Here is a 23,931-nt window from a genome sequence, read left to right on the forward strand (position 1 = left end):
ACGGAGTGCCGCCGCCCGGCCGGAAACCGGACGGCATCCACGGATTCACTCACGCAGCAGGTCCCCGGAGGCAACCCCCGTGTCCACCCCGCCCGACTATCCGGCCGACACCCGGTCCGACGACCCCCTCTCCCGCGAGCGGGCCCACCTCAGCGAGTCCCGTGCCGCCCTGCGCGCGATGCGCGAGGACGTGGAGAACCTCGACATCAGCGACGTCACCGCGAACTGGGTGAACGCCGAGGTGCTGCACCGGCAGATCGACGAGCGCATCAAGGCCCTCGCCGACCTCAGCCACACCCCGCTGTTCTTCGGTCGGCTCGACTACCTGCACGCGCCGGGCGCGGACATGGCGGAGGGCGCGGAGGGCGAGCAGTTCTACATCGGGCGGCGGCATGTGCACGACGCGGACGGCGACCCGATGGTCATCGACTGGCGCGCGCCGGTGTCGCAGCCGTTCTACAGGGCCTCGAAAAAGGACCCGATGGACGTCGGGCTCAGGCGCCGCTTCGGTTACACCGGCGGTGACCTCACGGCGTACGAGGACGAGCATCTGTCGGACCCGGCCGAGGTGGCGACCACCAGCAAGCTGCTCCAGCAGGAGATCGAGCGTCCGCGCGTGGGCCCGATGCGCGACATCGTGGCGACCATCCAGCCGGAGCAGGACGAGATCGTCCGCAGCGGGCTCGCCGGCTCCGTGTGCGTGCAGGGCGGTCCCGGCACCGGGAAGACCGCCGTCGGCCTGCACCGGGTCGCGTATCTGCTGTACGCCCACCGGGAGCGGCTCGCCCGCACCGGCACCCTCGTCATCGGGCCGAACAAGTCCTTCCTGCACTACATCGAGCAAGTCCTCCCGGCGCTCGGCGAGTTGGAGGTCAAGCAGGCGACCGTCGACGACCTGGTCGCGCAGGTCGAGGTGCGCGGGAGCGACGACGCGGCCGCGGCCGTCATCAAGGGCGACGCGCGGATGGCGGAGGTGCTGCGGCGGGCCGTCCGTTCGCATGTGACCCTGCCGAGCGAGCCGGTCGTGGTGGTGCGCGGTTCGCGGCGCTGGCGCGTACCGGCATACGAACTCGAAGAGATCGTGCGGGAGTTGCTGGACCGCGAGATCCGGTACGGCGCCGCCCGTGAAGCCCTTCCGCAGCGGATCGCGCACGCCGTGCTGGTCCAGATGGAGCGGTCGGGCGAGGCGCCGGACGACCGGGTGCAGGACGCCGTCGCCCGCAACACCGCGGTGAAGGCCGCGGTCAAGGCGATCTGGCCGCCCGTCGATCCGGCCAAGCTCGTGCTGCGGCTGCTCTCCGATGCCGACTTCCTCGCCGTCCACGCGGAGGGGATCCTCGACGAGGACGAGCAGAAGGAGATCCTCTGGCAGAAGCCGGTGCGGTCGGTGAAGTCGGCCAAGTGGTCCGCCGCCGACGCCGTGTTGATCGATGAGGCCACCGATCTCGTGCAGCGCACGCACTCGCTCGGGCATGTCGTGCTCGACGAGGCGCAGGACCTGTCGCCGATGCAGTACCGGGCGGTGGGGCGGCGCTGCACGACCGGTTCGGCGACGGTGCTGGGGGATCTCGCGCAGGGCACGACGCCCTGGGCCACCCGGAGTTGGGACGAGGCGCTGCGCCATCTCGGCAAGGAGGAAGCCGTCGTCGAGGAGCTGACGGCGGGCTTCCGTGTGCCCACCGATGTCATCACCTACGCCTCCCGGCTGCTGCCGCACATCGCGCCCGGGCTGACACCGGTGGCGTCCGTGCGGGAGAACCCGGGCTTCTTCGAGGTGCGGACGAGCGCGGCCGACGCCGAAGTCGTCGCGGCGGCCGAGGAGTTGCTGCGCAACGAGGGGTCGATCGGGCTCATCGCCGCCGACGCCCGGATCCCGATCCTCGCGGAGGCGCTGACGGCGGCCGGGCAGACGTACCTCGGCCCGGGCGAGGAGACGACGGCCGAGACCCGTCTCACCCTCGTACCCGCCTCGCTCGCCAAGGGCCTGGAGTACGACTACGTGGTCCTCGACGAGCCGCAGGCCGTCGTCGACGGCGAACCGGACGAGCGGACCGGCCTGCGCCGCCTGTACGTGGCGCTGACCCGGGCGGTCTCGGGCCTGATCGTCACGCACGCGGCACCGCTGCCGCCCCAACTCGCCTAATCCGGCACGGATTTCAGCAGAGCGTCCAGGAGGCCGGGGAACCGGGCCCCCGCCAACGCGCCCGTTCTGGTCTCCCTCAACAGCAGCGCGCTCTATCTGGGCATGGCGGCGGCGGGCGGCACCGGCAGCCTGGCGATCGCCCTGTTCGGCGACCGGTGGTTCCTGCTGGTGGGGGCGGGATTGATGGCGGTCGCGACGGGCGTGGCGGCGGTCACGACACGGGGGCAGACGCGCGGTGGCCCCCGGCGCCGAGCGCCGAGGGCCACCAACAGCCGTACGAATGCGGCTACTTGAATTACTTGAACTTGCGGCTGGTCGCCAGATAGACCTGCTTGGCGTTCTTGCCGAGGCGGGGCCCGGTGATGAACGTCTTGCGGTCACTCAGCGAGTTGTTGGAGACCAGATAGGTCCTGCCGTTGTGCGACATGAACCACGGTCCGCCGGAGGCGCCGCCGTTCATCGTGCACCCGATCATGAACTGGGCGGGGGCGTTGCTCGCCAGCACGAAACGCTTGGTGGCGCCGCGGCAGTCGTACATCTTCGAGCCGTCGTACGGCGACTCTGCGGGGTAGCCGCGGACCTTCATGTTCTTGACCTTGTTGGCCGACGGGGCGTTGAACCACACCGGCAGGGCCGAACCGAGCCGCTCCTGAAGGGACTTCTTGCCGCTCTCGGGCTTCACGTGCAGCACGGCGTAGTCGTATGCCGAGGCCGCGTTGCCCTGGTGGCCGCCGCCCTTGATCCACTGGGAGGACGTGGTGGCCCAGTTGGCCCACCAAACGCCGTACGGGGAGACGGACTTGGCGCGCGGGTCGGTGATCTGGCGGTTGCTCAGCTTCGCGCCGTTGTTGTACGAGGGGACGAAGGCGATGTTGCGGTACCAGCCGCCGCCCTTGCCCGCGTGCACGCAGTGACCCGCGGTCCACACCAGGTTGGACTTGCCCGGGTGCGCCGGGTCGGTGACGACCGCGGCGGAGCACACCATGCTGCCCTCGGGCGAGGAGAAGAACAGCTTGCCGACCGGCGCCGCGTAGCGGTGGTAGGTCGCCTTCACCTTGGTGGCGACCTTCCGCGTCACCTTCCCGTCGGGCAGGTACGACGTGGCGCCGCTGCCGGAACCGGAGCTGGTGCTGCCCGCCTGGGCGACCGGAATGCTGGCCTTCGCCTGGGCCATCTGCTCCGGCGTCCAGAAGTCCTTGATGTACGGGTTGGCGAAGTCCTCGGCCTTGGATGCCCAGTTGCTGTAGTCCTTCCACCCCCCGTTCTTCCACTTCTCCAGGGCGGCGCCGCTGAGGTCGGTGGGGATACCGGCGGGCAGCTTGTAGCCGCCGAGCGAGGTGGAGCCGTCGTCCTGGCCGGTGTCGACGTCCTTGTCCGCCTGGGCGGACGACGAGGGCTGCGCGGCGGCCCCGTTGTCGTCCTTCTTGCTGTCACAGGCCGTGGTGGTGACCATGATGGCCGCGATCACGGCTGCGGCGGCCGCGAGTGAGCGGCTGCGTATGGATGGCATGGAGCCTTGTCCCCCTGTTGGTGCGTGGTGCTTCGCGCGTGCGTCGTACTTGTCATGCCCCGGCTCACCGGGGCATCCCTAATATGCACGCACGCGACCGGGCCGTGATCGCGGGGAGACTCTCCACACACAACAACTACCGGGCGGATATGGATCTGTGACCTCGGGCGACGGACCGGGCGCACCCCTCGCCCGCCCCTCGCCCGTCCGCTTCCTACGCGTCCAAGGCGGCCCGCCACTCGCGTACCGTCTCCACCGAGACCGGGCCGGTCCATCCGCCCGGGCGGGCGGCGCCGCCGATGTGGAAGGCGTCGAGGCCCGCGGCACGCAGGCGCGGCACGTGGTCGAGGCGGAGCCCGCCGCCGACCATGATCCGCGGCTCATAGCCCGGTTCGCCGTGGCGCGCGGCCTCGGCGAGGAGCGTGGGGAGGCCGTCGTCCACGCCCGCGGGGGACCCGGCGGTGAGGTAGGCGTCGAGGCCCGGCAGGTCCGCGAGCTGCTTGCGCAGGGCGTCGCGGTCGGCGGCGCGGTCGATCGCGCGGTGGAAGGTCCAGCGGCAGCCGTCCAGTTCGGCGACGATCCGCTCCACGGCGGCCAGGTCGGGGCCGCCGTGCTCGTCGAGGAACCCGAGCACGAACTCGTCCGCTCCGGCGGTGCGCATCTCGCCGGCGACGCGTACGAGGGCGTCGACGTCCCCCGCCGCGAAGCCGTCCGCCAGACGGAGCATCACACGCAGCGAGATGTCGACGGCGGCGCGGATCCCGGCGAAGGTCTCCACCGGCGGGGTGAGTCCGTCGGCGGCGATGTCGGTGACCAGCTCCAGCCGGTCCGCACCTCCGGCCTGGGCGGCGACCGCGTCCTCTACGCCGAGGGCGATGACCTCCAGGACTGCGCGCATGCTCATAGGACCTCTTCCCTTGGGCGGCTACAGGTCTAGTCCAATCCCAGGGTACGCGGGTGGGGCTGCCGCCGCGAGAAGATCACGCCGAGTCGGGGTGGGGGTGGGGTGTTTTTCGCCCCCTCCGCCCCTACCCGTCCCTACCTGGGGCTCCGCCCCCCCAGACCCCGGGGTGGCTCTTCTGCTGCGGGTGGGTGGGGGCTGGTCGCGCAGTTCCTCGCGCCCCTGACGGGGCGGAGCCCCTCACCCACCCGTCACCCGAAGATGTTCAGCTCCTCCGCGCTCGCGCCCGCCAGCTCGTACCCCGCACCCCGCACCGGCCGCCCGGCGTACAGCCGTACAAGCGTCGCGGCATCCCCCAGGTACCGGGCCGGCGGCCGATCCCCCGGCACACCGCCCAGCCGCACCGGCTCGTCCACGTCGTCGAGGTCGGCGTGCAGCGGCAGGTGCCCCTTCTCGCGGGTGATCCGGGCGAGGAGCGTGAGCGCGTAGGGCAGCCCGTCGCCCGCGTACGCCCCCGGCTCCCCGAAGACCTCGCGCACGTCACCGGCGTGCACCCACTCGCCCAGCGCGATCGGGTCGAGCACACCGCCCGCCTTGGCGATCACCGGCCCGGCCTCGGTCATCCCGCGCTCCAGCTCGTCGACGACCCGTGCGTTCGGCCAGTCGGCGCGCTCGGCGATGTCCCGGTCGTTCGACTCGGGCGAGAAGACCCCCTTCTCGAAGCGGCTCTCCACCACCCGGATCAACACGGCCGAACAGTGCGCGAGCACATCCCGCACGGTCCACCCCGGACACGCCGCCGTCGCCAGCGCGAAGTCCTCGTCCGGCCGGGCGCGCAGCAGCGGTACCAACGCGTCGCGCTCGATGGTCAGGAGCCGTCCGGGCAGCTCGGGGTCCCGTACGTCGTGCACGTCAGCAGTAGTCATGGGTTCCACGCTAGGGGCCACCGGGCCGATGGCGGGAGAATGAGCGCATGGCCGATCTCGACGCGCTGCGTACCCGCTGGACCCGTGCCCTGGAAGGAGCCCGGGCGCCCGGCGGCGGCCCGGACCCGGTCCCGTACGCCGACAACCTGCTCAACCGCTGGCAGGAGCCCCAGCGCCACTACCACACCGTCGCGCACCTCACGGCGGTCCTCGACCACATCGACGTACTGGAGAAGTACGCGGACGACCCGGACGTCGTCCGCCTGGCCGCCTGGTTCCACGACGCCGTGTACCTCCCCGACCGTTCCGAGAACGAGGAGCGCTCGGCCCACCTCGCCGAACGCGCGCTCCCCGAGGCCAGGGTGTCCGAGGCGAAGACCGAGGAGGTCGCCCGGCTGGTCCGCCTCACCGTCACCCACGACCCGGCCGACGACGACCGCAACGGCCAGGTCCTGTGCGACGCCGACCTGGCGATCCTGGCCGCTTCCCCGAGCGCGTACGCCGCCTACACCGCCGCCGTCCGCCAGGAGTACGCCTTCGTCCCTAACGACGCCTTCCGCGAGGGCCGCGCCGCGATCCTGCGCCAACTCCTCGCCCTGCCCCGCCTGTTCCACACACCGCACGGGGCGACGGAGTGGGAGGCGACGGCGCGGTACAACATCGGCGCCGAGCTGGATCTGCTCACCGGCTGAACGATGGAACGGGTGAGCGGCTGAGCGGCTGAAGCATCCGCGCCGAAAACCGGTTCGACGACCGGCCCTGAACCACGTACGAAGGAAGGATGCCCCCAAGCCCTGGACCGTTGCCCTCCGAACCGTCGCCCTCCGAACCGTCGTCCTCGGGATCATTGGCCTCCGGACCATTGATCCCGGACACGCCCGCGCCCGTACCCGCGCCCGCTTGCGCACCCACCCCCGTCGCTCACCACCCCCGCATGCCCCTCGCCGTCTACATCCTCGGCCTCTCCGTCTTCGCCCTCGGCACCAGCGAGTTCATGCTCTCCGGGCTGCTGCCGCCCATCGCGGACGACATGGACGTCACGATCCCGCAGGCGGGCCTGTTGATCTCGGCGTTCGCGATCGGCATGGTCGTGGGGGCGCCCCTCCTCGCGGTGGCGACGCTGCGGCTGCCCCGCCGTACGACCCTCGTCACGCTCATCGCGGTGTTCGGCCTGGGGCAGATAGCCGGTGCCCTCGCGCCGACGTACGCCGTGCTCTTCGCCTCCCGTATCGTCAGCGCGCTCGCGTGCGCGGGCTTCTGGGCGGTCGGCGCGGCGGTGGCGATCGCGATGGTGCCGGAGAACGCCCGGGCCCGTGCGCTGGCCGTGATGATCGGCGGGCTGTCGATCGCGAACGTGCTGGGGGTACCGGCCGGTGCCTTCCTCGGCGAGGACCTCGGCTGGCGGTCGGCGTTCTGGGCCGTCGGCGCGGCGTCCGCGATCGCGCTCGTCGGGATCGTCACGCTCGTCCCGCGCATCCCTCCCCCACTCTCGGCTTCGCTCGAGCGGGGGGACCCCCATCCCGCCGAGAAACCGCGGCTGAAGCGCGAACTGCGCATCTTCCGCGACCATCAGGTCTGGCTGTCCATCGGCGTCATCGCGCTCGCCGGGGGCGGCGTCATCTGCGCGTTCAGTTATCTCGCGCCGCTGCTCACGGACGTCGCGGGGCTCGACGACGGCTGGGTGCCGACCGTGCTGGCCCTCTTCGGGGTCGGCGCGCTCATCGGTACGACGATCGGCGGGCGGATCGCCGACGCGCACCTCTTCGGAGTACTGATCAGCGGCATCGCGGCCGACACCGTCATCCTGGCCGCGCTCGCCCTCCTCGGGCAGTACGCCATCGCCGCCGTCGTCCTCTCCTTCCTCCTCGGGATCGCCTGCTTCTACACCGCCCCCGCGCTCAACGCCCGCATGTTCAACCTCGCGGGAGCCGCCCCCACGCTGGCGGGCGCCACCACCACGGCCGCCTTCAACCTGGGCAACAGCGGCGGGCCCTGGCTCGGCGGCACGGTCATCGACGCGGGCCTCGGCTACCCCGCCACCGCGTGGGCGGGCGCCGCCCTGACGGCAACCGCCATCGGCGTGATCACGGTCTCGCTGCGGCTGCATCGCCGTACGGGGGCCTCGCGCATCGTGGCCAAGACGGGCTCCGCGGACAGGGATACGGACAACGAAGCGGACACGGATACGGGCACGGAAGCGGGCAGGGACAAGGTCACGGACACCGCGAACAATCCAGTACGTACGGAGGGATGATCCGACCTATCCTCGCCCGCATGGGAGACAGGGGCGCAGACGTGAGCGGGGACATGGGCGGGGACGTGGGCGAGGACTTGGGGACCGTAGGCGGGAGCATGGGCGCGGACCAGGTGGCGGAAGCCGTCGCGGGATGCGTGGCGTTGCTGCGCACCGCGGCCGACGGGCGGGACTGGGACGGGGTCAAGGCGGGGCGCCTGGAGTGGAGTTGCCGGCGGACCGCCGAGCACATCTCGAGTGATCTCATCGCGTACGCGGGGCAGTTGGCCGGGCGGGCCACCGAGGCGTACGTGCCCTTCGAGATCGTGATGGAGGGCGGCACCGACAACGCGGGCGTCGTCGACGTGATCGAGACGACCGGCGCACTGCTCGCCGCCGCCGTCCGTACGACGCCGCGCGAGGTGCGCGCCTTCCACCCGTACCCCTTCCGCAGCGCGAATCGCGAGGGCTTCGCCGCGATGGGCATTGCCGAAGTCCTGCTGCACACGCATGACATCGCCGAGGGGCTGGGGCTTGCGTACGAACCCCCGGCCGCGCTCTGCGAGTGGGTCCTCACCCGCATCTTCCCGCACGTCCGGCCCGGGCCGGACCACTGGCGCACCCTGCTGTGGGCGACCGGGCGCGGCGAGCTGCCGGGCCGCGCCCCGGTCACCGAGTGGCGCTGGAACAACAACCTGGTGATCGAGTCCGAGCGGCTCACGCTCCAGGGGGTCACCCCGGCGGCCGCCGCCGAGCTGCGCGCGGGCGGCACGGGTGGCTTCGAGTGGATCGAGGGCGGTCCGTTCGAGGGCACGCGGGACGCTGCCGGGATGGTCGTGAAGGCGTACGAGGGCGGGGCGCACCGGCCGGAGTGGGGCATGTTCGTGCTCGTACGGCGGGAGGACGGGCGTGCGGTGGGCGGGATGGGCTTCCACGGCGTGCCCGACGAGGAGGGACGCGCCGAGGTCGGCTACGACCTCGCGGAGAACGCCCGCGGCCAGGGCTACGCGACCGAGGCCCTGCGCGCCCTCTCCGCCTGGGCCCTCGCCCGCGACGACGTCCGTCTCCTCTTCGCCGCCATCGACCGCGACAACACCCCTTCCCAGGGCGTCATCTCCCGCGCCGGCTTCACCCGCGTGACCGAGGACGTCGAGCAGCACGCATACGACGTCCACGGCATGGACCGCTCCCTGCAGCTGTACGCCAGAGAGAGCTGACGACGCGGGCTGCGCCCCGCCAGGGGCGCGGGGAACTGCGCGACAAGCCCCCACCCACTCGCAGCAGGAGAACGACCAGGGTCTGGGGCGGAGCCCCAGGGACGATGGGGGTCCCCCCTGCTCGAGCGAAGCCGAGAGCTTGGGGGAGGGTAGGGGCGGAGGGGGCGAAAAACCCGGTACGTCATCTTCGTGTCGTCACCGACGGACACCCGAACGCTTCCGGCGGCGCAGCCCCGCCGCGTACAGCAGCCGCACCACCTCACGGCTGCTGACCTGCACCGCACCGGCGCGCACGGCGTCCTCGTACCGGTGCGCGGGGATGTCGTAGTGGTCCCGCTCGAAGGCGCGCCTCGGGGCGCCCAACTCCGCGGCGAACGCGTGCAGTTCGTCGTACGAGACATCGCTGATCAGGTGGGACCACATGCGGCCGTGCCCCGGCCAGGTGGGCGGGTCGATGTAGACGGTCACGAGGACGGGGTCCCGCCGGTCGCCGAGCCCAGAGAGCCCACCGAGGCGACCTTCACACCCGCCTTGTGGCACACCCAGTGCGGGTCGGGCCCCAACTCGGGCTCGACGTCGAGGGCGTGCGGATCACCGGAGCCGCAGACGGGACACAGCGGCCACCGTCCATGGCGCTCCAGCAGGGCGTCCTGTACGTCCTGGGCGACGAGCCCGGCGACGTAGTCCGCGCCCTCCGGCCACTGCTCGACCCACCAGCGGCGCTGCAGCACCGATTCCTCGACGAGAGAGACGACGTCCGCCTCGGCGACCTCGCCCGCGATCAGGTCGGCGAGCACAAGGGCACGCGCCGCGTGCAACACCTGTTCCAGGGGGCTGATGGGGTCCATGCACCTATTGTGCGCACCCTTGACCGTATGCCCCAGTGGAAAATATCTTTCAGAGGTGACCCATAACGTGAAGGAAATTTTCGCGGGAGAAGCGCCGCCCGCCCCCGCCGCCCTCGCGGCCAAGGTGCGGACGCTCGCCCCGTCGATGACCCGCTCCATGCAGCGGGTCGCCGAGGCGGTCGCCGGCGATCCGGCCGGCTGCGCGGCCCTCACGGTCACCGGCCTCGCCGAGCTCACCGGCACCAGTGAGGCGACGGTCGTCCGTACCGCCCGCCTCCTCGGCTACCCCGGCTATCGGGATCTGCGCCTCGCCCTCGCGGGCCTGGCCGCCCAGCAGCAGTCGGGCCGCGCCCCCGCCGTGACGGCCGACATCGCGGTCGACGATCCGATCGCCGACGTCGTCGCGAAGCTCGCCTACGACGAGCAGCAGACCCTCGCCGACACCGCCGCCGGGCTCGACACCGTCCAGCTCGGCGCGGCGGTCGCCGCGCTCGCCGCGGCCCGCCGTATCGACATCTACGGCGTCGGCGCCTCGGGCCTGGTCGCCCAGGACCTCGCCCAGAAACTCCTGCGCATCGGGCTCATAGCCCACTCGCACAGCGACCCGCACCTCGCCGTCACCAACGCGGTGCAGCTGCGCGCCAAAGACGTGGCGATAGCCATCACGCACTCCGGCTCGACCGGCGACGTCATCGAACCGCTCCGGGTCGCCTTCGAGCACGGGGCCACGACGGTCGCGATCACCGGCCGCCCGGGCGGACCCGTCACGCAGTACGCGGACCACATCCTCACCACCTCGACGGCCCGCGAGAGCGAGCTGCGCCCGGCGGCGATGTCGTCGCGCACCAGCCAGCTGCTGGTGGTGGACTGTCTGTTCGTGGGGGTGGCCCAACGGACGTACGAGACCGCGGCACCGGCACTGTCCGCCTCGTACGAGGCGCTGGCACACCGCCACACCCCGCGCGGCGGACACCGCTAGAACGAGGCGCCCGCCCGGACCACCTCTTCTCGTCCTCTTCCCGTCCCCTTCTTGTCAGTCCGAACCATCTCTGCTCTTCTTCCCTCTTCTCTCTTCAGCAACGGGGCCCTTCTTCTCGCAGCACCGGAAAGTCGTCGTACCGCACGGAAAAGAGCCGTCCTCCATGACCTCCACCGCCGACGCCTCCTCCCACTACCGCGGCCTGAGGGCCGAGTTGGAGACGCTGACCACCGAGGCGTTCCGCCCCGAACTCGCCGAGATCGACCAGCTGGCCACACTGGAGATCGCGAAGATCATGAACGGCGAGGACGCGACCGTGCCACCGGCCGTCGCGGCGCAGCTCCCGCTCATCGCCGCCGCGATCGACGACATCGCGGACCGGATGTCCCGCGGCGGCCGCCTGATCTACGCGGGCGCGGGCACCGCGGGCCGCCTCGGCGTCCTGGACGCCTCCGAGTGCCCGCCCACCTTCAACACCGACCCGTCCGAGGTCGTGGGTCTGATCGCGGGCGGACCGACCGCGATGATCACCTCGATCGAGGGCGCGGAGGACTCCAAGGAGCTGGCGGCGCAGGACCTTTCCGGACTCGGGCTGACCCCCGACGACACCGTGGTCGGGGTCTCCGCCTCCGGCCGCACCCCGTACGCCGTCGGTGCCGTCGAACACGCCCGCGCGCGCGGCGCGTTGACGATCGGCCTGTCCTGCAACGCGGACAGCGCGCTCGCCGCCGCCGCGGACCACGGCATCGAGGTCGTGGTGGGCCCCGAGCTGCTGACCGGTTCGACGCGCCTGAAGGCGGGCACGGCCCAGAAACTCGTCCTCAACATGCTCTCGACGATCACGATGATCCGCCTCGGCAAGACGTACGGGAACCTGATGGTCGACGTCCGCGCCTCGAACGAGAAGCTGCGGGCCCGCTCCCGCCGCATCGTCTCCCTCGCGACCGGCGCGTCGGACGAGGAGATCGAGCAGGCCCTCGCCGCCACGGACGGCGAGGTGAAGAACGCGATCCTGACCATCCTCGGCGGCGTGGACGGCCCGACGGCGGCCCACCTCTTGGAGGAGAGCAAGGGCCACTTGCGCGCGGCACTGGCGGCAGCGCCGCGCTGAAACCGTCATGGCCGTGGGCAATCGCCGCTGGGGCGGCGCCCGCCCCAAAGGGGAGCGGCCCCCCAAAAAAGCCGTCGTAGCTGTGGGCATGCGTGCCGCCAGGCGCGGCACGGGTGGGCACAGCGGCACCTCGTCAGCGCCGAGCAGCGCACCCCACCCCCGAGCAACCAGGACCAACGCCCAGTGAAGAACACCTCCCCCCACACCACCGCCACCGCGATCCTCCCCCTGGTCGGCGGCCCCGCCAACGTCACCTCGGTCGCCCACTGCATGACCCGCCTCCGCCTGGGCCTCCGGGACCGGACCCTGGTCCAGGAGGACGCCCTCAAGGCCCTCCCCGCCGTACTCGGCGTAGTCGCGGACAACGACACGTACCAGATCGTCCTGGGCCCGGGCACGGTCGGCCGCGTAACCCCCGAGTTCGAAGCCCTGCTGGCCGCGGGCACGACCGCCGATCACCTGGCGGCCAAAGGCGCCGAGCTGAAAGCGGCCCAGCGGCACCGCAACTCCACCCCCCTCAAACTCCTCCTCCGCCGCGTCGCGAACATCTTCGTCCCCCTGATCCCCGCCCTGATCGGCTGCGGCGTCATCGCAGGCCTCAACGGCCTCCTGATCAACCTCCACTGGCTGCCCTCCCTCACCCCCGCCCTCGCCGCCATCGCCTCCGGCTTCATGGCCCTGATCGCCGTGTTCGTCGGGTACAACACGGCGAAGGAATTCGGCGGAACGCCCATCCTGGGCGGCGCGGTGGCGGCGGTCATCGTGTACGCGGGCGTCGCGAAGGTGACCGTGTTCGGGATGACGCTCGCTCCCGGCCAGGGCGGCGTCCTGGGCGCACTGGCGGCCGCGGCCCTCGGAACGTACGTCGAGAAGTGGTGCCGCAGCTGGGTCCCGCAGACCCTGGACGTCCTGGTCACCCCCACCCTCACGGTGCTGCTCACCGGCCTGGTGACGCTCTATGCCCTGATGTACGCGGCGGGCGAGCTCTCCATGGCCATCGGCACGGCGGCGAACTGGCTCCTGGAGAACACCGGCGCCTTCGCCGGCCTGATCCTGGGCGGTCTGTTCCTCCCGCTGGTGATGCTGGGCCTGCACCAGGCGCTGATCCCCATCCACACCACCCTCATCGAGCAGCAGGGCTACACCGTGCTCCTCCCCATCCTCGCGATGGCGGGCGCGGGCCAGGTCGGCGCGGCCGCGGCGGTGTACGTCCGGCTCCGCCACGACACGTCCATCCGTACGACGATCAAGTCGGCGCTCCCCGCGGGCCTCCTCGGCGTCGGAGAACCCCTGATCTACGGCGTCTCGCTCCCCCTCGGCCGCCCCTTCATCACGGCGTGCGCGGGCGGCGCGGCCGGCGGCGCCTTCGTCGGCCTCTTCTCGATGCTGGGCGACAAGGTCGGCTCGACGGCCATCGGCCCGTCCGGCTGGGCCCTGTTCCCCCTCCTCTCCGGCAACCGGGGCCTGGCCCTGACGGCCACCATCTACGCGGGCGGCCTCCTGACCGGCTACCTGGTCGGCTTCCTCGCCACGTACGCCTTCGGCTTCACGACCCGCGCCGATGCGCCCGGCGGCGGCAGCCCAGCGCGAGGCTGACGTGCGGGCCGGGTTGTCAGTGCCGTGTGCGAGGGTGGTCGAGGTAGAAACGACAACCGCTCGGCCGGGGAGGGAACCCACCACCGTGAACCACGCACAGCTGACCGCCCTCGGCCGCGCCCTGCGGCTGCTCGGGGAGCACGGCGACGCGCTGAACGCCGACACCCCCGACGCCAAGCTGCACGAGGTCAAGGCCGACCTGAAGCGGGCCCTGGACCTGCTCGACGAGACGGTGACGACGGCCGCGCCCACGACCCGCTGCTCGGAGCATCCAGGCGGCCCCGTCGACGAGGGCGCCGCCGACCTCTGCCTGCTCTGCGAGACCCGCCGCCGCGCCGCCCGCCGCTCCGAGGTCAACGACGCGTACGCGCACGGCCGCACCACCACCGGCCCCGAGGAAGCCCCCGAGCGCACCAAGTCCCGCTACGGCCTGCGCGGCGACCGCCCCCAGCCCCAGCAGCGCTGGCTCCCGGAGGTCTGGAACGGCCAGGCGTGGCAGCTCTGCGGCACCCCCCGCCGAGACCGCCACGAGGCCGAGCGCTACCTCGCCGCCGAGCGCCGCACCCCCCGCCCCGGAATGGCCTACCGCTTGGTCCACGAATTCACGGACTACGAGGTCCTACGCATCTGGGGCACCCCGGTAAGAATCGACATCGAACCAATGGGCAACCTCTAGCCGATCCAGGGGGAGCCCCCACCCGTCCGCACCCGAAAGTCAAACCCAGGGGGGTCTGGCGGGCGCAGCCCCCGGGGTACGGGAATGGGTGGGGGCGAAAACCCCCGAGGTCAGCTGAGGGTGCGGAGCGCCGCCGGGTCGTACGCCGCCAGGTCCGCGAACCGTCCGTCGAGAACCTTCGCCGCCCACTCCGGGTCCTGCAGCAGCGCACGCCCGACCGCGACCATGTCGAACTCGTCGCTCTCCAGGCGGTCGAGGAGGTTGTCGAGGCCGGCCACCGGCGCGCCCTCGCCCTGGAAGGCCTTGATGAAGTCGCCGTCCAGGCCGACCGAGCCGACGGTGATGGCGGGCTTGCCGGTCAGCTTCTTCGTCCAGCCGGCCAGGTTCAGGTCCGAGCCGTCGAACTCCGGGAGCCAGTAGCGGCGGGTGGAGGCGTGGAAGGCGTCCACTCCGGCCGCGGCGAGCGGGGTCAGGATGGACTCCAGCTCCTCCGGCGTCTCGGCGAGCCGGGCGTCGTACGCCTCCTGCTTCCACTGCGAGTAGCGGAAGAGGACGGGGAACTCCGGGGAGACCGCCGCGCGCACGGCGGCGACGATCTCCGCCGCGAACTTCGTACGGGCCACCGGGTCGCCGCCGTACGCGTCGGTACGACGGTTGGTGCCCGCCCACAGGAACTGGTCGATGAGGTAGCCGTGGGCGCCGTGGAGTTCGACGCCGTCGAAGCCGATGCGCTCGGCGGCGGCCGCGGCCTCGGCGAACGCCGCGATGACGTCGTCCAGGTCGGCCTGGGTCATCTCCTTGCCCTCACCGGCGGTGCCGTTGATGCGCAGGCCCGACGGGCCGACCGCGGGGGCGTCCGCGAACGGCGGCTCGCCCGCGCTGCGCACCATGCCGATGTGCCACAGCTGCGGCACGATCGCGCCGCCCGCCGCGTGCACGGCGTCGGCGACCTTCGCCCAGCCCGCCAGCTGCTCCTCGCCGTGGAAGCGCGGGACGCGGTCGCTCTGCCCTGCCGAGTCGTGGCCGACGTACGTGCCCTCGGTGACGATCAGACCGACGCCCGCGGCGGCGCGGCGGGCGTAGTACCCGACGACGTCCTCCCCCGGTATGCCGCCCGGCGAGAACATCCGGGTCATCGGGGCCATCGCGATGCGGTTGGGGACGGTCAGGCCGTTCAGGGTCACGGGGCGGGACAGGATCTCGGCTGCGCGCGAGGCGGCGGTGGCAGTCACGAAGGGGGCTCCTCGGAGAGGTCGGTCAGACATCGAGCAGACGGCGCATGGGGATTCCGTGCAGTATGTGCACATGCATCAAACCGTCTGTCAACGTCAACCGCCCCGCCCGCCAGGGCATTCCGCCGCCCCACGCCCCCTTCTGTGATCCGGACCACGCCCGCCCATGGCCCCTGCTGCGCCCCTGACCCCGAACACGCCCGAGGGCGGCACCCCCTGGGAGTGGGGGTACCGCCCTCGGAACGTAAGGACAGTGATCAACCAGAGGTCGATCAGAAGTCCATGTCACCGCCCGGCATGCCGCCCGGAGCGGCCGCGGAGGCCTTCTCCGGCTTGTCGGCGATGACGGCCTCGGTGGTGAGGAACAGCGCGGCGATGGAGGCGGCGTTCTGCAGGGCAGAGCGGGTCACCTTCGCCGGGTCGATGATGCCCTCGGCGATCATGTCGACGTACTCACCGGTCGCGGCGTTCAGACCGTGGCCGACCTGAAGGTTGCGCACCTTCTCGACGACGACGCCACCCTCGAGACCACCGTTGACGGCGATCTGCTTGAGCGGGGCCTCCAGGGCGAGCTTCACGGCGTTGGCGCCGGTCGCCTCGTCACCTTCGAGCTCGAGCTTCTCGAACACGGCGGAAGCCTGGATGAGAGCGACGCCACCACCGGCGACGATGCCCTCCTCGACGGCCGCCTTCGCGTTGCGAACGGCGTCCTCGATGCGGTGCTTGCGCTCCTTGAGCTCGACCTCGGTGGCGGCACCGGCCTTGATGACGGCCACGCCGCCGGCCAGCTTCGCCAGGCGCTCCTGGAGCTTCTCGCGGTCGTAGTCCGAGTCCGAGTTCTCGATCTCGGCGCGGATCTGGTTGACCCGGCCGGCGACCTGGTCGGCGGAGCCGGCGCCGTCGACGATCGTGGTCTCGTCCTTGGTGATGACGACCTTGCGGGCGCGGCCCAGCAGGTCCAGACCCGCGTTCTCCAGCTTGAGGCCGACCTCCTCGGAGATGACCTCGCCGCCCGTGAGGATGGCGATGTCGCCGAGCATGGCCTTGCGGCGGTCACCGAAGCCCGGGGCCTTGACGGCAACAGACTTGAAGGTGCCACGGATCTTGTTGACGACCAGGGTCGACAGGGCCTCGCCCTCGACGTCCTCGGCGATGATCAGCAGCGGCTTGCCGGACTGCATGACCTTCTCGAGGAGCGGCAGCAGGTCCTTGACGTTGCTGATCTTCGAGTTGGCGATCAGGATGTACGGGTCGTCGAGGACGGCCTCCATACGCTCCATGTCGGTGGCGAAGTACGCCGAGATGTAGCCCTTGTCGAAGCGCATACCCTCGGTGAGCTCCAGCTCCAGACCGAAGGTCTGGGACTCCTCGACGGTGATGACGCCTTCCTTGCCGACCTTGTCCATGGCCTCGGCGATGAGCTCGCCGATCTGGGTGTCGGCGGCGGAGATGGAGGCCGTGGAAGCGATCTGCTCCTTGGTCTCGACATCCTTCGCCTGCTCCAGCAGAGCGGCGGAGACGGCCTCGACGGCCTTCTCGATACCGCGCTTGAGGGCCATCGGGTTGGCACCGGCGGCGACGTTGCGAAGGCCCTCGCGGACCAGCGCCTGGGCCAGGACGGTCGCGGTCGTCGTGCCGTCACCGGCGACGTCGTCCGTCTTCTTCGCGACCTCCTTGACCAGCTCGGCGCCGATCTTCTCGTACGGGTCCTCGAGCTCGATCTCCTTGGCGATGGAGACACCGTCGTTGGTGATCGTGGGGGCGCCCCACTTCTTCTCGAGGACGACGTTGCGGCCCTTGGGGCCGAGGGTCACCTTGACGGCGTCCGCGAGCTGGTTCATGCCGCGCTCGAGGCCTCGCCGCGCCTCCTCGTCGAACGCGATGATCTTGGCCATGTGAAGTGGTCCTCCCGGACGGGGTGGATTGCTCCGGATCGTGCCCGCGCCCGCGACGGACGGCCTGCAAGCCTTGTGGTTCCTTGCCCCACCGGCCTGCGGACCTCACCGGCCCGATCCAAGTTCTGTCACTCTCACTCGGAGAGTGCTAACGCCAATGATTAGCACTCGACCCCGTCGAGTGCAAGGTGCGCTCGCGCAGCGAGCTCGTTGAGGGGTGGTGGTCGGGCGACGGGTGGGCGCAAGGTGCGCTCGCGCAGCGAGCTCGTTGAGGGGTCGGCCCGGGAACGCACGAGGGGCCCGCATCCCTGGTGGGATGCGGGCCCCTCGGCGTGAGTGCGTCGGTGGCCGTTCGCGCCGGGATCAGACGGCGAGCTTGACCATGTCCGCCTGCGGACCCTTCTGGCCCTGCGAGATCTCGAACTCCACTCGCTGACCCTCTTCAAGGGTGCGGTAGCCGTCCATCTGAATCGCGCTGTAGTGCACGAAGACGTCCGCACCACCGTCGACCGCGATGAAGCCGTACCCCTTCTCCGCGTTGAACCACTTGACGGTGCCCTGAGCCATGCCTAACTCCCCTATTACTGGCCCTTGCACAGATCCACACTTCGCGGATCCGGGTCAGACCTCACCCCCCAACGGTTGGGGGTGTGCGCCGGAACGCGTCGACCGCGGCTGAATGTATCTGTCCAACTGCCGTCTGCAACAGGTCAATCGGACGAGAATTCTGGGCACAGCCGATCGGGAATATGCGGAGAATTCGCAAGGATTCAGGGCAAGTCGGGCCCCGTATATGCCATAAACGGCTCAAAAAGGCGGGGCACTTTGGCTGCTTCTAGTCGGGCGCCCGGCAGGTACTCATATGCGCCCGGCATGAAAGGCGAAGCAGGTTCCCCAACTGTACCCCGCTCAACCATGCAGAATTGCCCCCTCCGTTTCTCTCACGGAGGGGGCAATTCGGTGAACTCTTCGTGCTGGAAGCCGGGTCAGCAACCGCCCGCACTGTGACTGGTGGTCAGCCTCCGGCGACGGCGGGGATGATCGAGACGCCCGCACCGTCCGGCGTCGCCGTCTCCAGGCCCTGCTCGAACCGGACGTCGTCGTCGTTGACGTACACGTTGACGAAGCGGCGCAGCTTGCCCTGGTCGTCCAGGACACGCGCGGCGATACCCGTGTGGTTCTTCTCCAGATCGGCGATGACCTCGGCGAGGGTCGCACCCTCGGCGCTCACCTCGGCCTGACCGCCGGTGTAGGTGCGCAGGATGGTGGGGATACGGACGTTGACGCTCATGGGTGATGACCTCCGGTCAGGTACAGCGCCCCGTAAGGGGCGCGGGGCTCTGCTGAATATGCGGCTCCGCCGCGCGGGCGCGACCAGCCCCCACCGGCCCGCAGATGGAGAACGGTCCTTACGCGAGGCCGGCTTCCCGGAAAGAGTCCAGGTTGGGCCGGATCGTCGCGGTGAGCCCCGTGCCGGCCACCGCGTCCAACGTCTTGAGACCGTCACCGGTGTTGAGGACGACGGTCGTCAGCGTCGGGTCGAGCAGCCTGTTCTCGATCAGCTTGCGTGTGACGCCGACGGTCACGCCACCTGCGGTTTCGGCGAAGATGCCCTCCGTGCGCGCGAGGAGCTTGATGGCGTCGACGATCTGCTCGTCGGTCACATCCTCCACCGCACCGCCCGTACGGCGCGCGATGTCCAGCACGTACGGCCCGTCGGCCGGGTTGCCGATGGCGAGCGACTTGGCGATGGTGTTCGGCTTCTGGGGGCGTACGACGTCGTGCCCGGCCTTGTAGGCGACGGACACCGGCGAGCAGCCCTCGGCCTGGGCACCGAAGATCTTGTACGGCTTGTCCTCGACGAGGCCGAGCTTGATCAGCTCCTGCAGACCCTTGTCGACCTTGGTGAGCTGGGAGCCGGAGGCGATCGGCACGACCAGCTGGTCCGGGAGCTGCCAGCCGAGCTGCTCGCAGATCTCGTACGCGAGGGTCTTGGAGCCCTCCGCGTAGTACGGCCGCAGGTTGACGTTGACGAAGCCCCAGCCCTCGCCGGCCGGGTCGCCGATCAGCTCGGAGCAGAAGCGGTTCACGTCGTCGTAGTTGCCCTCGATGCCGACGAGCTCGCCGCCGTAGATCGCGGCCATGACGACCTTGCCCTGCTCCAGGTCGTGCGGGATGAACACGCAGGAGCGGAAGCCGGCGCGGGCGGCGGCGGCACCCACGGCACCGGCGAGGTTGCCGGTCGAGGAGCAGGAGAGAGTGGTGAAGTCGAAGGCGCGGGCGGCCTCGATGGCCTGCGCGACGACGCGGTCCTTGAAGGAGTGCGTCGGGTTGCCGGAGTCGTCCTTGACGAAGAGCTTGCCGGCGTCGACGCCCAGCTCGCGCGCCAGGTTGTCGGCCTTGACGAGCTTGGTCCAGCCGGGGTTGATGTTCGGCTTCTCGGCGACGTCCGCCGGGACGGGGAGCAGCGGCGCGTAACGCCAGATGTTCGCGGGGCCCGCTTCGATGCGCTTGCGGAGTTCCTCGGTTTCGTAGGCCGAGAAGTCGTACGCGATCTCCAGCGGGCCGAAACACTCCTCGCAGGCGAAGACCGGGCCGAGGGGCACGCGGTGACCGCATTCGCGGCATGAGAGCGCCGCGGCGGGACCCAGATCGACAGAGTTCGTGGTGGTGGCAACTGTCTGCGCAGCCATGGAGGCGAGGCCCTTTCTCCTCATCTTCCTCACGACGCACTTCGCCGTGAGACGGATTTGGCACCTTCCCTAGCCGGGAGCCTCGCCACGTCCGCGTGACAGGAACCAGCTGGAGGGTTGCCGGGGCTTCATCGGGCCGTATCCCTCTGCCCCTCTGGATGAGCGGTATTCGGTTGTACGCGGATGATCTACGCAATGCGATGGTCATCCGCGTTGTTCAAGACTGTAACCGAAGGCCAGGACAGTTGAGATAGTCGTCCGAACCGCGAGACGGCCCTATCCGATCTGCCGCTGCCGCGGCGGGCACGCCGATGAGAGTGTGTGATCAGACAGTAAGGAGCCGCAGACTGTGCTGGAAGAAGTTGAGCGCTGGCTGAGCACCCGCTCGTGGTCCGTGACCGATCGCCCGCTCCACAAGCTCATGGCCGCCAAACGCACCACAGGGTCGACGGTCAGTGTCGTGCTGCCCGCGCTCAACGAGGAGGAGACCGTCGGCGAGATCGTCGCGATCATCCGCCACGATCTGATGCAACAGGTCCCCCTCGTTGACGAGATCGTCGTGGTCGACTCGGGCTCGACGGACCGCACCTCCGAGGTGGCCGCCGCCGCGGGCGCGCGCGTCGTGCACCGGGACGAGATCCTGCCGCGGATACCGACCGTGCCCGGCAAGGGCGAGGTCCTGTGGCGGTCACTGCTCGTGACGAGCGGGGACATCGTCTGCTTCATCGACGCGGACCTCAAGGAGTTCTCGTCCGACTTCGTCTCCGGGATCGTGGGCCCGCTGCTCACCGACCCGGGCGTGGACCTCGTCAAGGCCATGTACGACAGGCCGCTCGGCTCCGCCGCCGGTCAGGGTGGCCGCGTCACCGAACTCATGGCGCGCCCCCTGCTGAACATGCACTGGCCGCAGCTCGCGGGCTTCGTCCAGCCGCTCGGCGGCGAGTACGCGGCCCGGCGGTCGCTGCTGGAGCAGCTCCCGTTCCCCGTCGGGTACGGCGTCGAGCTGGGCATGCTCGTCGACGCCCTGCACCTGGTGGGCCTGGACGCCCTGGCCCAGGTCGACGTGGGCGTCCGCAGGCACCGCCACCAGGACGGGCAGGCGCTGGGCCGGATGGCCGCGGCGATCTATCGCACGGCCCAGCTGCGGCTGGCGCGCGGCCACATGATCCGTCCCGCGCTCACACAGTTCGAACGGGGCGAGGACGGTTTCGAGCCGCGCACGCACTCCGTCGACACGGAGGAACGCCCTCCGATGGCGGACATCGCCGAATATCAGTCACGCAGAGTGGCATAGCCGTCGACAAGGAGTGACCGACTCCGGGCGGTCGTATACGGCCTGTTCGGACCTCGGCCGTACGTTTGAGCGTTTCCGGGCCGGGCTAGGTTGAGGCGTATGGCTTCCACGCATGGTGCCCATCGGATTCTGGTCGCGTCGAACCGCGGCCCGATCACCTACGAGGTACACGAGGACGGCTCGCTGCACGCCAGGCGCGGCGGCGGCGGGCTGGTCTCGGGCCTGTCGGCGATCGGGCCGGACGCGGACGCCCTGTGGGTGTGCTCGGCGCTCGGCGCCGGGGACCGCGAGGCGGTGCGGCGCGGGGTCGGCGAGACCGGCGTACGGATGCTGGACATCGACGCCGAGGTGCACGCCGACGCGTACAACGGCATCGCGAACTCCGTGCTGTGGTTCGTCCACCACATGCTGTACCAGACACCGCTGGAGCCGGTCTTCGGCGTCGAATTCCGCCGCCAGTGGGCTTCGTACGAGGCGTACAACCGCGCGTTCGCCGAGGCGCTGGCCGACGAGGCGGCCCAGCGTGCGGTGGTGATCGTCCAGGACTACCACCTGTGCCTGGTGCCGGGGATGCTCCGCGAGCTGCGCCCCGACCTGAGAATCGGGCACTTCTCGCACACGCCGTGGGCACCGGAGGAGTACTTCCGGATGCTGCCGGACGACATCCGGGCGCAGCTGGTGTGGGGCATGCTGGGCGCCGACCGGCTGGGGTTCCTGACCTGGCGCTGGGCGTCGGCCTTCATGCGGTGCGCCGGGGAGGTGGACCGCGAGCGGATCTTCCCGACCTCGCCGAGCGGTGACCCGCGCCGGTCCGTCGAGCACTCGCCGACCGGGCGCCCGCCGCTGCGGACCACGCAGATCGGCGTGCACGGGCTCGGCGCGGACGCCGAGTTCCTGCGAGCGCGCTCCCACGAATCGGACGTCGACCAGCGCATGGCGGTGCTGCGGGCGGAGATCGGCGAGGGCCGGAAGGCGATCGTGCGCGTCGACCGGACCGAGCTGTCGAAGAACATCGTGCGCGGGCTGCTGGCCTATCGGCAGCTCCTGGAGGACCACCCCGAGTGGCGCGAGCGGGTCGTACACGTCGCCTTCGCCTACCCGTCCCGGCAGGACCTCGCCGTCTACCGCGACTACACGGCCGAGGTGCAGCGGGCCGCGGACGACATCAACTCCCAGTACGGGACGCCGGGTTGGACCCCGGTCATCCTGCACGTCAAGGACGACTTCGCCCGCTCCCTGGCCGCGTACCGGCTCGCCGACGTGGCCCTCGTCAACCCGATCCGGGACGGCATGAACCTCGTCGCCAAGGAGGTGCCGGTCGTCTCCGACGAGGGGTGTGCACTGGTGCTCTCGCGGGAGGCGGGGGCGTATGAGGAGCTGGGCGAGGACGCGGTGGTGGTGAATCCGTACGACGTGATCGGCACCGCCCGCGCGCTGCACGAGGCGCTGAGCATGCCGCTCGGGGAGCGGGCCGAGCGTACGAAACGGCTCGCCGCCGCGGCGACCGCGCTGCCTCCGGCGCAGTGGTTCCTGGAGCAGTTGCGCGAGCTGGAAGTCTGACGGCACGGCACCCGGCGCTCTCGTCTGTGCCCACCCTCCCCCAAGCTCGATTACGTCAGCTGAGTCGCGAGCGCGGACAGCAGTCGTACGACGCCGGGCGGGCCGTCCACCACCAGGTCGGCCCGGTCGGCGAGTTCGGCGACCTCGGAGCTGCCGCTGCAGACCAGGAGCCCGGGGATGCCGTCCGAGCGAAGCTTGTCGACGGCGGCGAAGGCGGGCAGGTCGCCCAGGTCGTCGCCGGCGTAGAGGACGGATTCGGCGCCGATCTCGCGGACGTACTCCAGGAGGGCGACGCCCTTGTCCATGCCGGGGGGACGGAGCTCCAGAACCATGCGGCCCGGTTCGACGATCAGGCCGTGCCGGGTGGCCAGGTCGGAGAGGGGCTCGCGCAGGGCCTCGAACGCGGCCTGCGGGTCGCTCGCGCGGCGAGTGTGCACGGCGACGGCGCGGCCCTTCTCCTCGATCCACGTGCCCTGCCAGGCGCCGATCTTGTCGAGGAACCCGGGCAGCTCGGCGCGGACGGCGGCGACGCCGGGGTGCGGGGCGGGGGCGCTGACCGTGCCGCTCACCGCGTCCCAGCGTTCGGCGCCGTAGTGGCCGAGGACGACCAGGTGCTCCAGGCCCGGTACGCCCGCGAAGCCGCCGTGCCGGACCGCGACGCCGGCCGGGCGGCCGGTGACCACGGCGACGGAGGCGACCTTCGGGGCGAGGGCCGCGAGGGCGGGGACCGCGTCGGGGTGGGCGCGGGCCTGTTCTGGGTCGGGGACGATCGGGGCGAGGGTCCCGTCGAAGTCGAGCGCGATCACGGCACGGGTGGGCCGTGATCGGATGGCGTCGAGGCCGTCGCGTCCGGCGGGGGTCGCGGGTGTCGGCAAGGAGTCCGTGGACTCCGGCGATTCCGGATGGCTGCCCATACGCCGACCCTATCCGCGCGAGGCCGGGCGCACCCATGTCTCATCGGGTCACACCCGCTTTCCCGCCCGGGGGGCTGGGGGTGGGGTGGCTTTTTCGCCCCCTCCGCCCCTACCCGTCCCGTCCCTGGGGGCTGCGCCCCCAGACCCCCCTAAAAGATTGCGCAGTTCCCCGCGCCCCTTCAGGGGCGCGGGGAACTGCGCGG

Annotated in this window: 21 protein-coding genes and 1 riboswitch; of the genes, 10 read left to right on the forward strand and 11 right to left on the reverse strand. The window is 70.9% G+C overall.

Annotated elements, in window-relative coordinates; translation table 11 throughout:
• Positions 1-178 precede the first annotated feature (178 nt).
• Positions 179-2,143, forward strand: a complete 1,965-nt coding sequence (locus tag ACFY0T_RS33985) for a HelD family protein (RefSeq protein ID WP_388879493.1) — start codon at positions 179-181, stop codon at positions 2,141-2,143.
• A 295-nt stretch (positions 2,144-2,438) separates the two neighbouring features.
• Here ACFY0T_RS33985 and ACFY0T_RS33990 read toward each other — a convergent pair whose 3' ends face one another.
• The 3 genes from ACFY0T_RS33990 to ACFY0T_RS34000 all read right to left on the reverse strand — a co-directional run bounded on the left by ACFY0T_RS33990 (position 2,439) and on the right by ACFY0T_RS34000 (position 5,480).
• Positions 2,439-3,653 (reverse strand): trypsin-like serine peptidase, encoded by a 1,215-nt coding sequence (locus ACFY0T_RS33990; protein WP_388879327.1) that lies wholly within the window; start codon positions 3,651-3,653, stop codon positions 2,439-2,441.
• A gap of 214 nt (positions 3,654-3,867) precedes the next feature.
• The gene (locus ACFY0T_RS33995; RefSeq protein WP_388879330.1) at positions 3,868-4,557 is read right to left on the reverse strand and encodes a copper homeostasis protein CutC; all 690 of its coding nucleotides are present in this window, start codon (positions 4,555-4,557) and stop codon (positions 3,868-3,870) included.
• Between the two features lie 248 nt (positions 4,558-4,805).
• Complete coding sequence (locus ACFY0T_RS34000) at positions 4,806-5,480, reverse strand: maleylpyruvate isomerase family mycothiol-dependent enzyme (protein WP_388879333.1); 675 nt, start codon at positions 5,478-5,480, stop codon at positions 4,806-4,808.
• Positions 5,481-5,527: 47 nt separating this feature from the next.
• Here ACFY0T_RS34000 and ACFY0T_RS34005 point away from each other — a divergent pair, with 47 nt between their 5' ends.
• The 3 genes from ACFY0T_RS34005 (at position 5,528) to ACFY0T_RS34015 (ending at position 8,930) form a co-directional block, all read left to right on the forward strand.
• Positions 5,528-6,172 (forward strand): hypothetical protein, encoded by a 645-nt coding sequence (locus ACFY0T_RS34005; protein ID WP_388879336.1) that lies wholly within the window; start codon positions 5,528-5,530, stop codon positions 6,170-6,172.
• A gap of 242 nt (positions 6,173-6,414) precedes the next feature.
• A complete protein-coding gene (locus tag ACFY0T_RS34010) occupies positions 6,415-7,734 on the forward strand; it encodes a Cmx/CmrA family chloramphenicol efflux MFS transporter (RefSeq protein ID WP_388879339.1) in 1,320 nt (439 codons plus the stop codon).
• A gap of 113 nt (positions 7,735-7,847) precedes the next feature.
• A complete protein-coding gene (locus ACFY0T_RS34015; RefSeq protein WP_388879496.1) occupies positions 7,848-8,930 on the forward strand; it encodes a GNAT family N-acetyltransferase in 1,083 nt (360 codons plus the stop codon).
• Between the two features lie 195 nt (positions 8,931-9,125).
• Here the strand turns inward: ACFY0T_RS34015 and ACFY0T_RS34020 are convergent, their stop codons facing one another.
• Positions 9,126-9,398 (reverse strand): DUF4031 domain-containing protein, encoded by a 273-nt coding sequence (locus ACFY0T_RS34020; protein ID WP_388879342.1) that lies wholly within the window; start codon positions 9,396-9,398, stop codon positions 9,126-9,128.
• Entirely contained in the window at positions 9,395-9,778 is a 384-nt protein-coding gene (locus tag ACFY0T_RS34025) for a hypothetical protein (RefSeq protein ID WP_388879345.1), read from the reverse strand. The genes ACFY0T_RS34020 and ACFY0T_RS34025 overlap by 4 nt, the downstream gene beginning before the upstream one ends.
• A 55-nt stretch (positions 9,779-9,833) precedes the next feature.
• On the opposite strand from ACFY0T_RS34025, the gene ACFY0T_RS34030 reads away from it, so the two are divergent.
• The 4 genes from ACFY0T_RS34030 to ACFY0T_RS34045 all read left to right on the forward strand — a co-directional run bounded on the left by ACFY0T_RS34030 (position 9,834) and on the right by ACFY0T_RS34045 (position 14,140).
• Positions 9,834-10,757 (forward strand): MurR/RpiR family transcriptional regulator, encoded by a 924-nt coding sequence (locus ACFY0T_RS34030; protein ID WP_388879348.1) that lies wholly within the window; start codon positions 9,834-9,836, stop codon positions 10,755-10,757.
• A 163-nt stretch (positions 10,758-10,920) separates the two neighbouring features.
• On the forward strand, positions 10,921-11,868 hold the full coding sequence (murQ, locus tag ACFY0T_RS34035; protein WP_388879351.1) for an N-acetylmuramic acid 6-phosphate etherase: 948 nt from the start codon (positions 10,921-10,923) through the stop codon (positions 11,866-11,868).
• Positions 11,869-12,051: 183 nt separating this feature from the next.
• A complete protein-coding gene (locus ACFY0T_RS34040) occupies positions 12,052-13,464 on the forward strand; it encodes a PTS transporter subunit EIIC (RefSeq protein ID WP_388879354.1) in 1,413 nt (470 codons plus the stop codon).
• Between the two features lie 85 nt (positions 13,465-13,549).
• Complete coding sequence (locus tag ACFY0T_RS34045) at positions 13,550-14,140, forward strand: hypothetical protein (RefSeq protein ID WP_388879357.1); 591 nt, start codon at positions 13,550-13,552, stop codon at positions 14,138-14,140.
• A gap of 110 nt (positions 14,141-14,250) precedes the next feature.
• On the opposite strand, the gene ACFY0T_RS34050 is transcribed toward ACFY0T_RS34045, so the two are convergent.
• From ACFY0T_RS34050 to thrC, 5 genes are all read right to left on the reverse strand, one after another.
• Positions 14,251-15,405 (reverse strand): NADH:flavin oxidoreductase, encoded by a 1,155-nt coding sequence (locus ACFY0T_RS34050; RefSeq protein WP_388879360.1) that lies wholly within the window; start codon positions 15,403-15,405, stop codon positions 14,251-14,253.
• A gap of 239 nt (positions 15,406-15,644) precedes the next feature.
• Complete coding sequence (groL, locus tag ACFY0T_RS34055; RefSeq protein ID WP_388879363.1) at positions 15,645-17,267, reverse strand: chaperonin GroEL; 1,623 nt, start codon at positions 17,265-17,267, stop codon at positions 15,645-15,647.
• 363 nt (positions 17,268-17,630) lie between these two features.
• The gene (locus ACFY0T_RS34060; RefSeq protein WP_005315736.1) at positions 17,631-17,834 is read right to left on the reverse strand and encodes a cold-shock protein; all 204 of its coding nucleotides are present in this window, start codon (positions 17,832-17,834) and stop codon (positions 17,631-17,633) included.
• A 448-nt stretch (positions 17,835-18,282) separates the two neighbouring features.
• Positions 18,283-18,558, reverse strand: coding sequence for a MoaD/ThiS family protein (locus tag ACFY0T_RS34065; protein ID WP_058924632.1), 276 nt, complete (start codon positions 18,556-18,558; stop codon positions 18,283-18,285).
• A gap of 118 nt (positions 18,559-18,676) precedes the next feature.
• Positions 18,677-19,960: a threonine synthase gene (gene thrC, locus ACFY0T_RS34070; protein ID WP_388879366.1), complete on the reverse strand. Its 1,284-nt coding sequence runs from the start codon at positions 19,958-19,960 to the stop codon at positions 18,677-18,679.
• A gap of 17 nt (positions 19,961-19,977) precedes the next feature.
• A riboswitch (SAM riboswitch) is annotated at positions 19,978-20,125 on the reverse strand.
• 184 nt (positions 20,126-20,309) lie between these two features.
• Here thrC and ACFY0T_RS34075 point away from each other — a divergent pair.
• Positions 20,310-21,254: a glucosyl-3-phosphoglycerate synthase gene (locus tag ACFY0T_RS34075; protein ID WP_388879369.1), complete on the forward strand. Its 945-nt coding sequence runs from the start codon at positions 20,310-20,312 to the stop codon at positions 21,252-21,254.
• A gap of 99 nt (positions 21,255-21,353) precedes the next feature.
• Positions 21,354-22,814 carry a trehalose-6-phosphate synthase gene (locus tag ACFY0T_RS34080; RefSeq protein WP_388879372.1) on the forward strand — a complete coding sequence of 487 codons (1,461 nt, stop codon included), beginning with the start codon at positions 21,354-21,356 and terminating at the stop codon, positions 22,812-22,814.
• Positions 22,815-22,864: 50 nt separating this feature from the next.
• On the opposite strand, the gene otsB is transcribed toward ACFY0T_RS34080, so the two are convergent.
• Complete coding sequence (gene otsB, locus ACFY0T_RS34085) at positions 22,865-23,728, reverse strand: trehalose-phosphatase (RefSeq protein WP_388879375.1); 864 nt, start codon at positions 23,726-23,728, stop codon at positions 22,865-22,867.
• Between the last annotated feature and the right edge of the window lie 203 nt (positions 23,729-23,931).

Source organism: Streptomyces sp. NPDC001530 (assembly GCF_042894545.1).
GTDB lineage: Bacteria > Actinomycetota > Actinomycetes > Streptomycetales > Streptomycetaceae > Streptomyces.

Bases quoted from the DNA above. Each gene is read 5' to 3' on its own strand.
- ACFY0T_RS33985 (WP_388879493.1), top strand. From the start codon at position 179: ATGCGCGAGGACGTGGAGAACCTCGACATCAGCGACGTCACCGCGAAC.
- ACFY0T_RS33990 (WP_388879327.1), bottom strand. From the start codon at position 3,653: ATGCCATCCATACGCAGCCGCTCACTCGCGGCCGCCGCAGCCGTGATC.
- ACFY0T_RS33995 (WP_388879330.1), bottom strand. From the start codon at position 4,557: ATGAGCATGCGCGCAGTCCTGGAGGTCATCGCCCTCGGCGTAGAGGAC.
- ACFY0T_RS34000 (WP_388879333.1), bottom strand. From the start codon at position 5,480: ATGACTACTGCTGACGTGCACGACGTACGGGACCCCGAGCTGCCCGGA.
- ACFY0T_RS34005 (WP_388879336.1), top strand. From the start codon at position 5,528: ATGGCCGATCTCGACGCGCTGCGTACCCGCTGGACCCGTGCCCTGGAA.
- ACFY0T_RS34010 (WP_388879339.1), top strand. From the start codon at position 6,415: ATGCCCCTCGCCGTCTACATCCTCGGCCTCTCCGTCTTCGCCCTCGGC.
- ACFY0T_RS34025 (WP_388879345.1), bottom strand. From the start codon at position 9,778: ATGGACCCCATCAGCCCCCTGGAACAGGTGTTGCACGCGGCGCGTGCC.
- murQ (WP_388879351.1), top strand. From the start codon at position 10,921: ATGACCTCCACCGCCGACGCCTCCTCCCACTACCGCGGCCTGAGGGCC.
- ACFY0T_RS34050 (WP_388879360.1), bottom strand. From the start codon at position 15,405: ATGTCTGACCGACCTCTCCGAGGAGCCCCCTTCGTGACTGCCACCGCC.
- groL (WP_388879363.1), bottom strand. From the start codon at position 17,267: ATGGCCAAGATCATCGCGTTCGACGAGGAGGCGCGGCGAGGCCTCGAG.
- ACFY0T_RS34060 (WP_005315736.1), bottom strand. From the start codon at position 17,834: ATGGCTCAGGGCACCGTCAAGTGGTTCAACGCGGAGAAGGGGTACGGC.
- ACFY0T_RS34065 (WP_058924632.1), bottom strand. From the start codon at position 18,558: ATGAGCGTCAACGTCCGTATCCCCACCATCCTGCGCACCTACACCGGC.
- thrC (WP_388879366.1), bottom strand. From the start codon at position 19,960: ATGGCTGCGCAGACAGTTGCCACCACCACGAACTCTGTCGATCTGGGT.
- ACFY0T_RS34080 (WP_388879372.1), top strand. From the start codon at position 21,354: ATGGCTTCCACGCATGGTGCCCATCGGATTCTGGTCGCGTCGAACCGC.
- otsB (WP_388879375.1), bottom strand. From the start codon at position 23,728: ATGGGCAGCCATCCGGAATCGCCGGAGTCCACGGACTCCTTGCCGACA.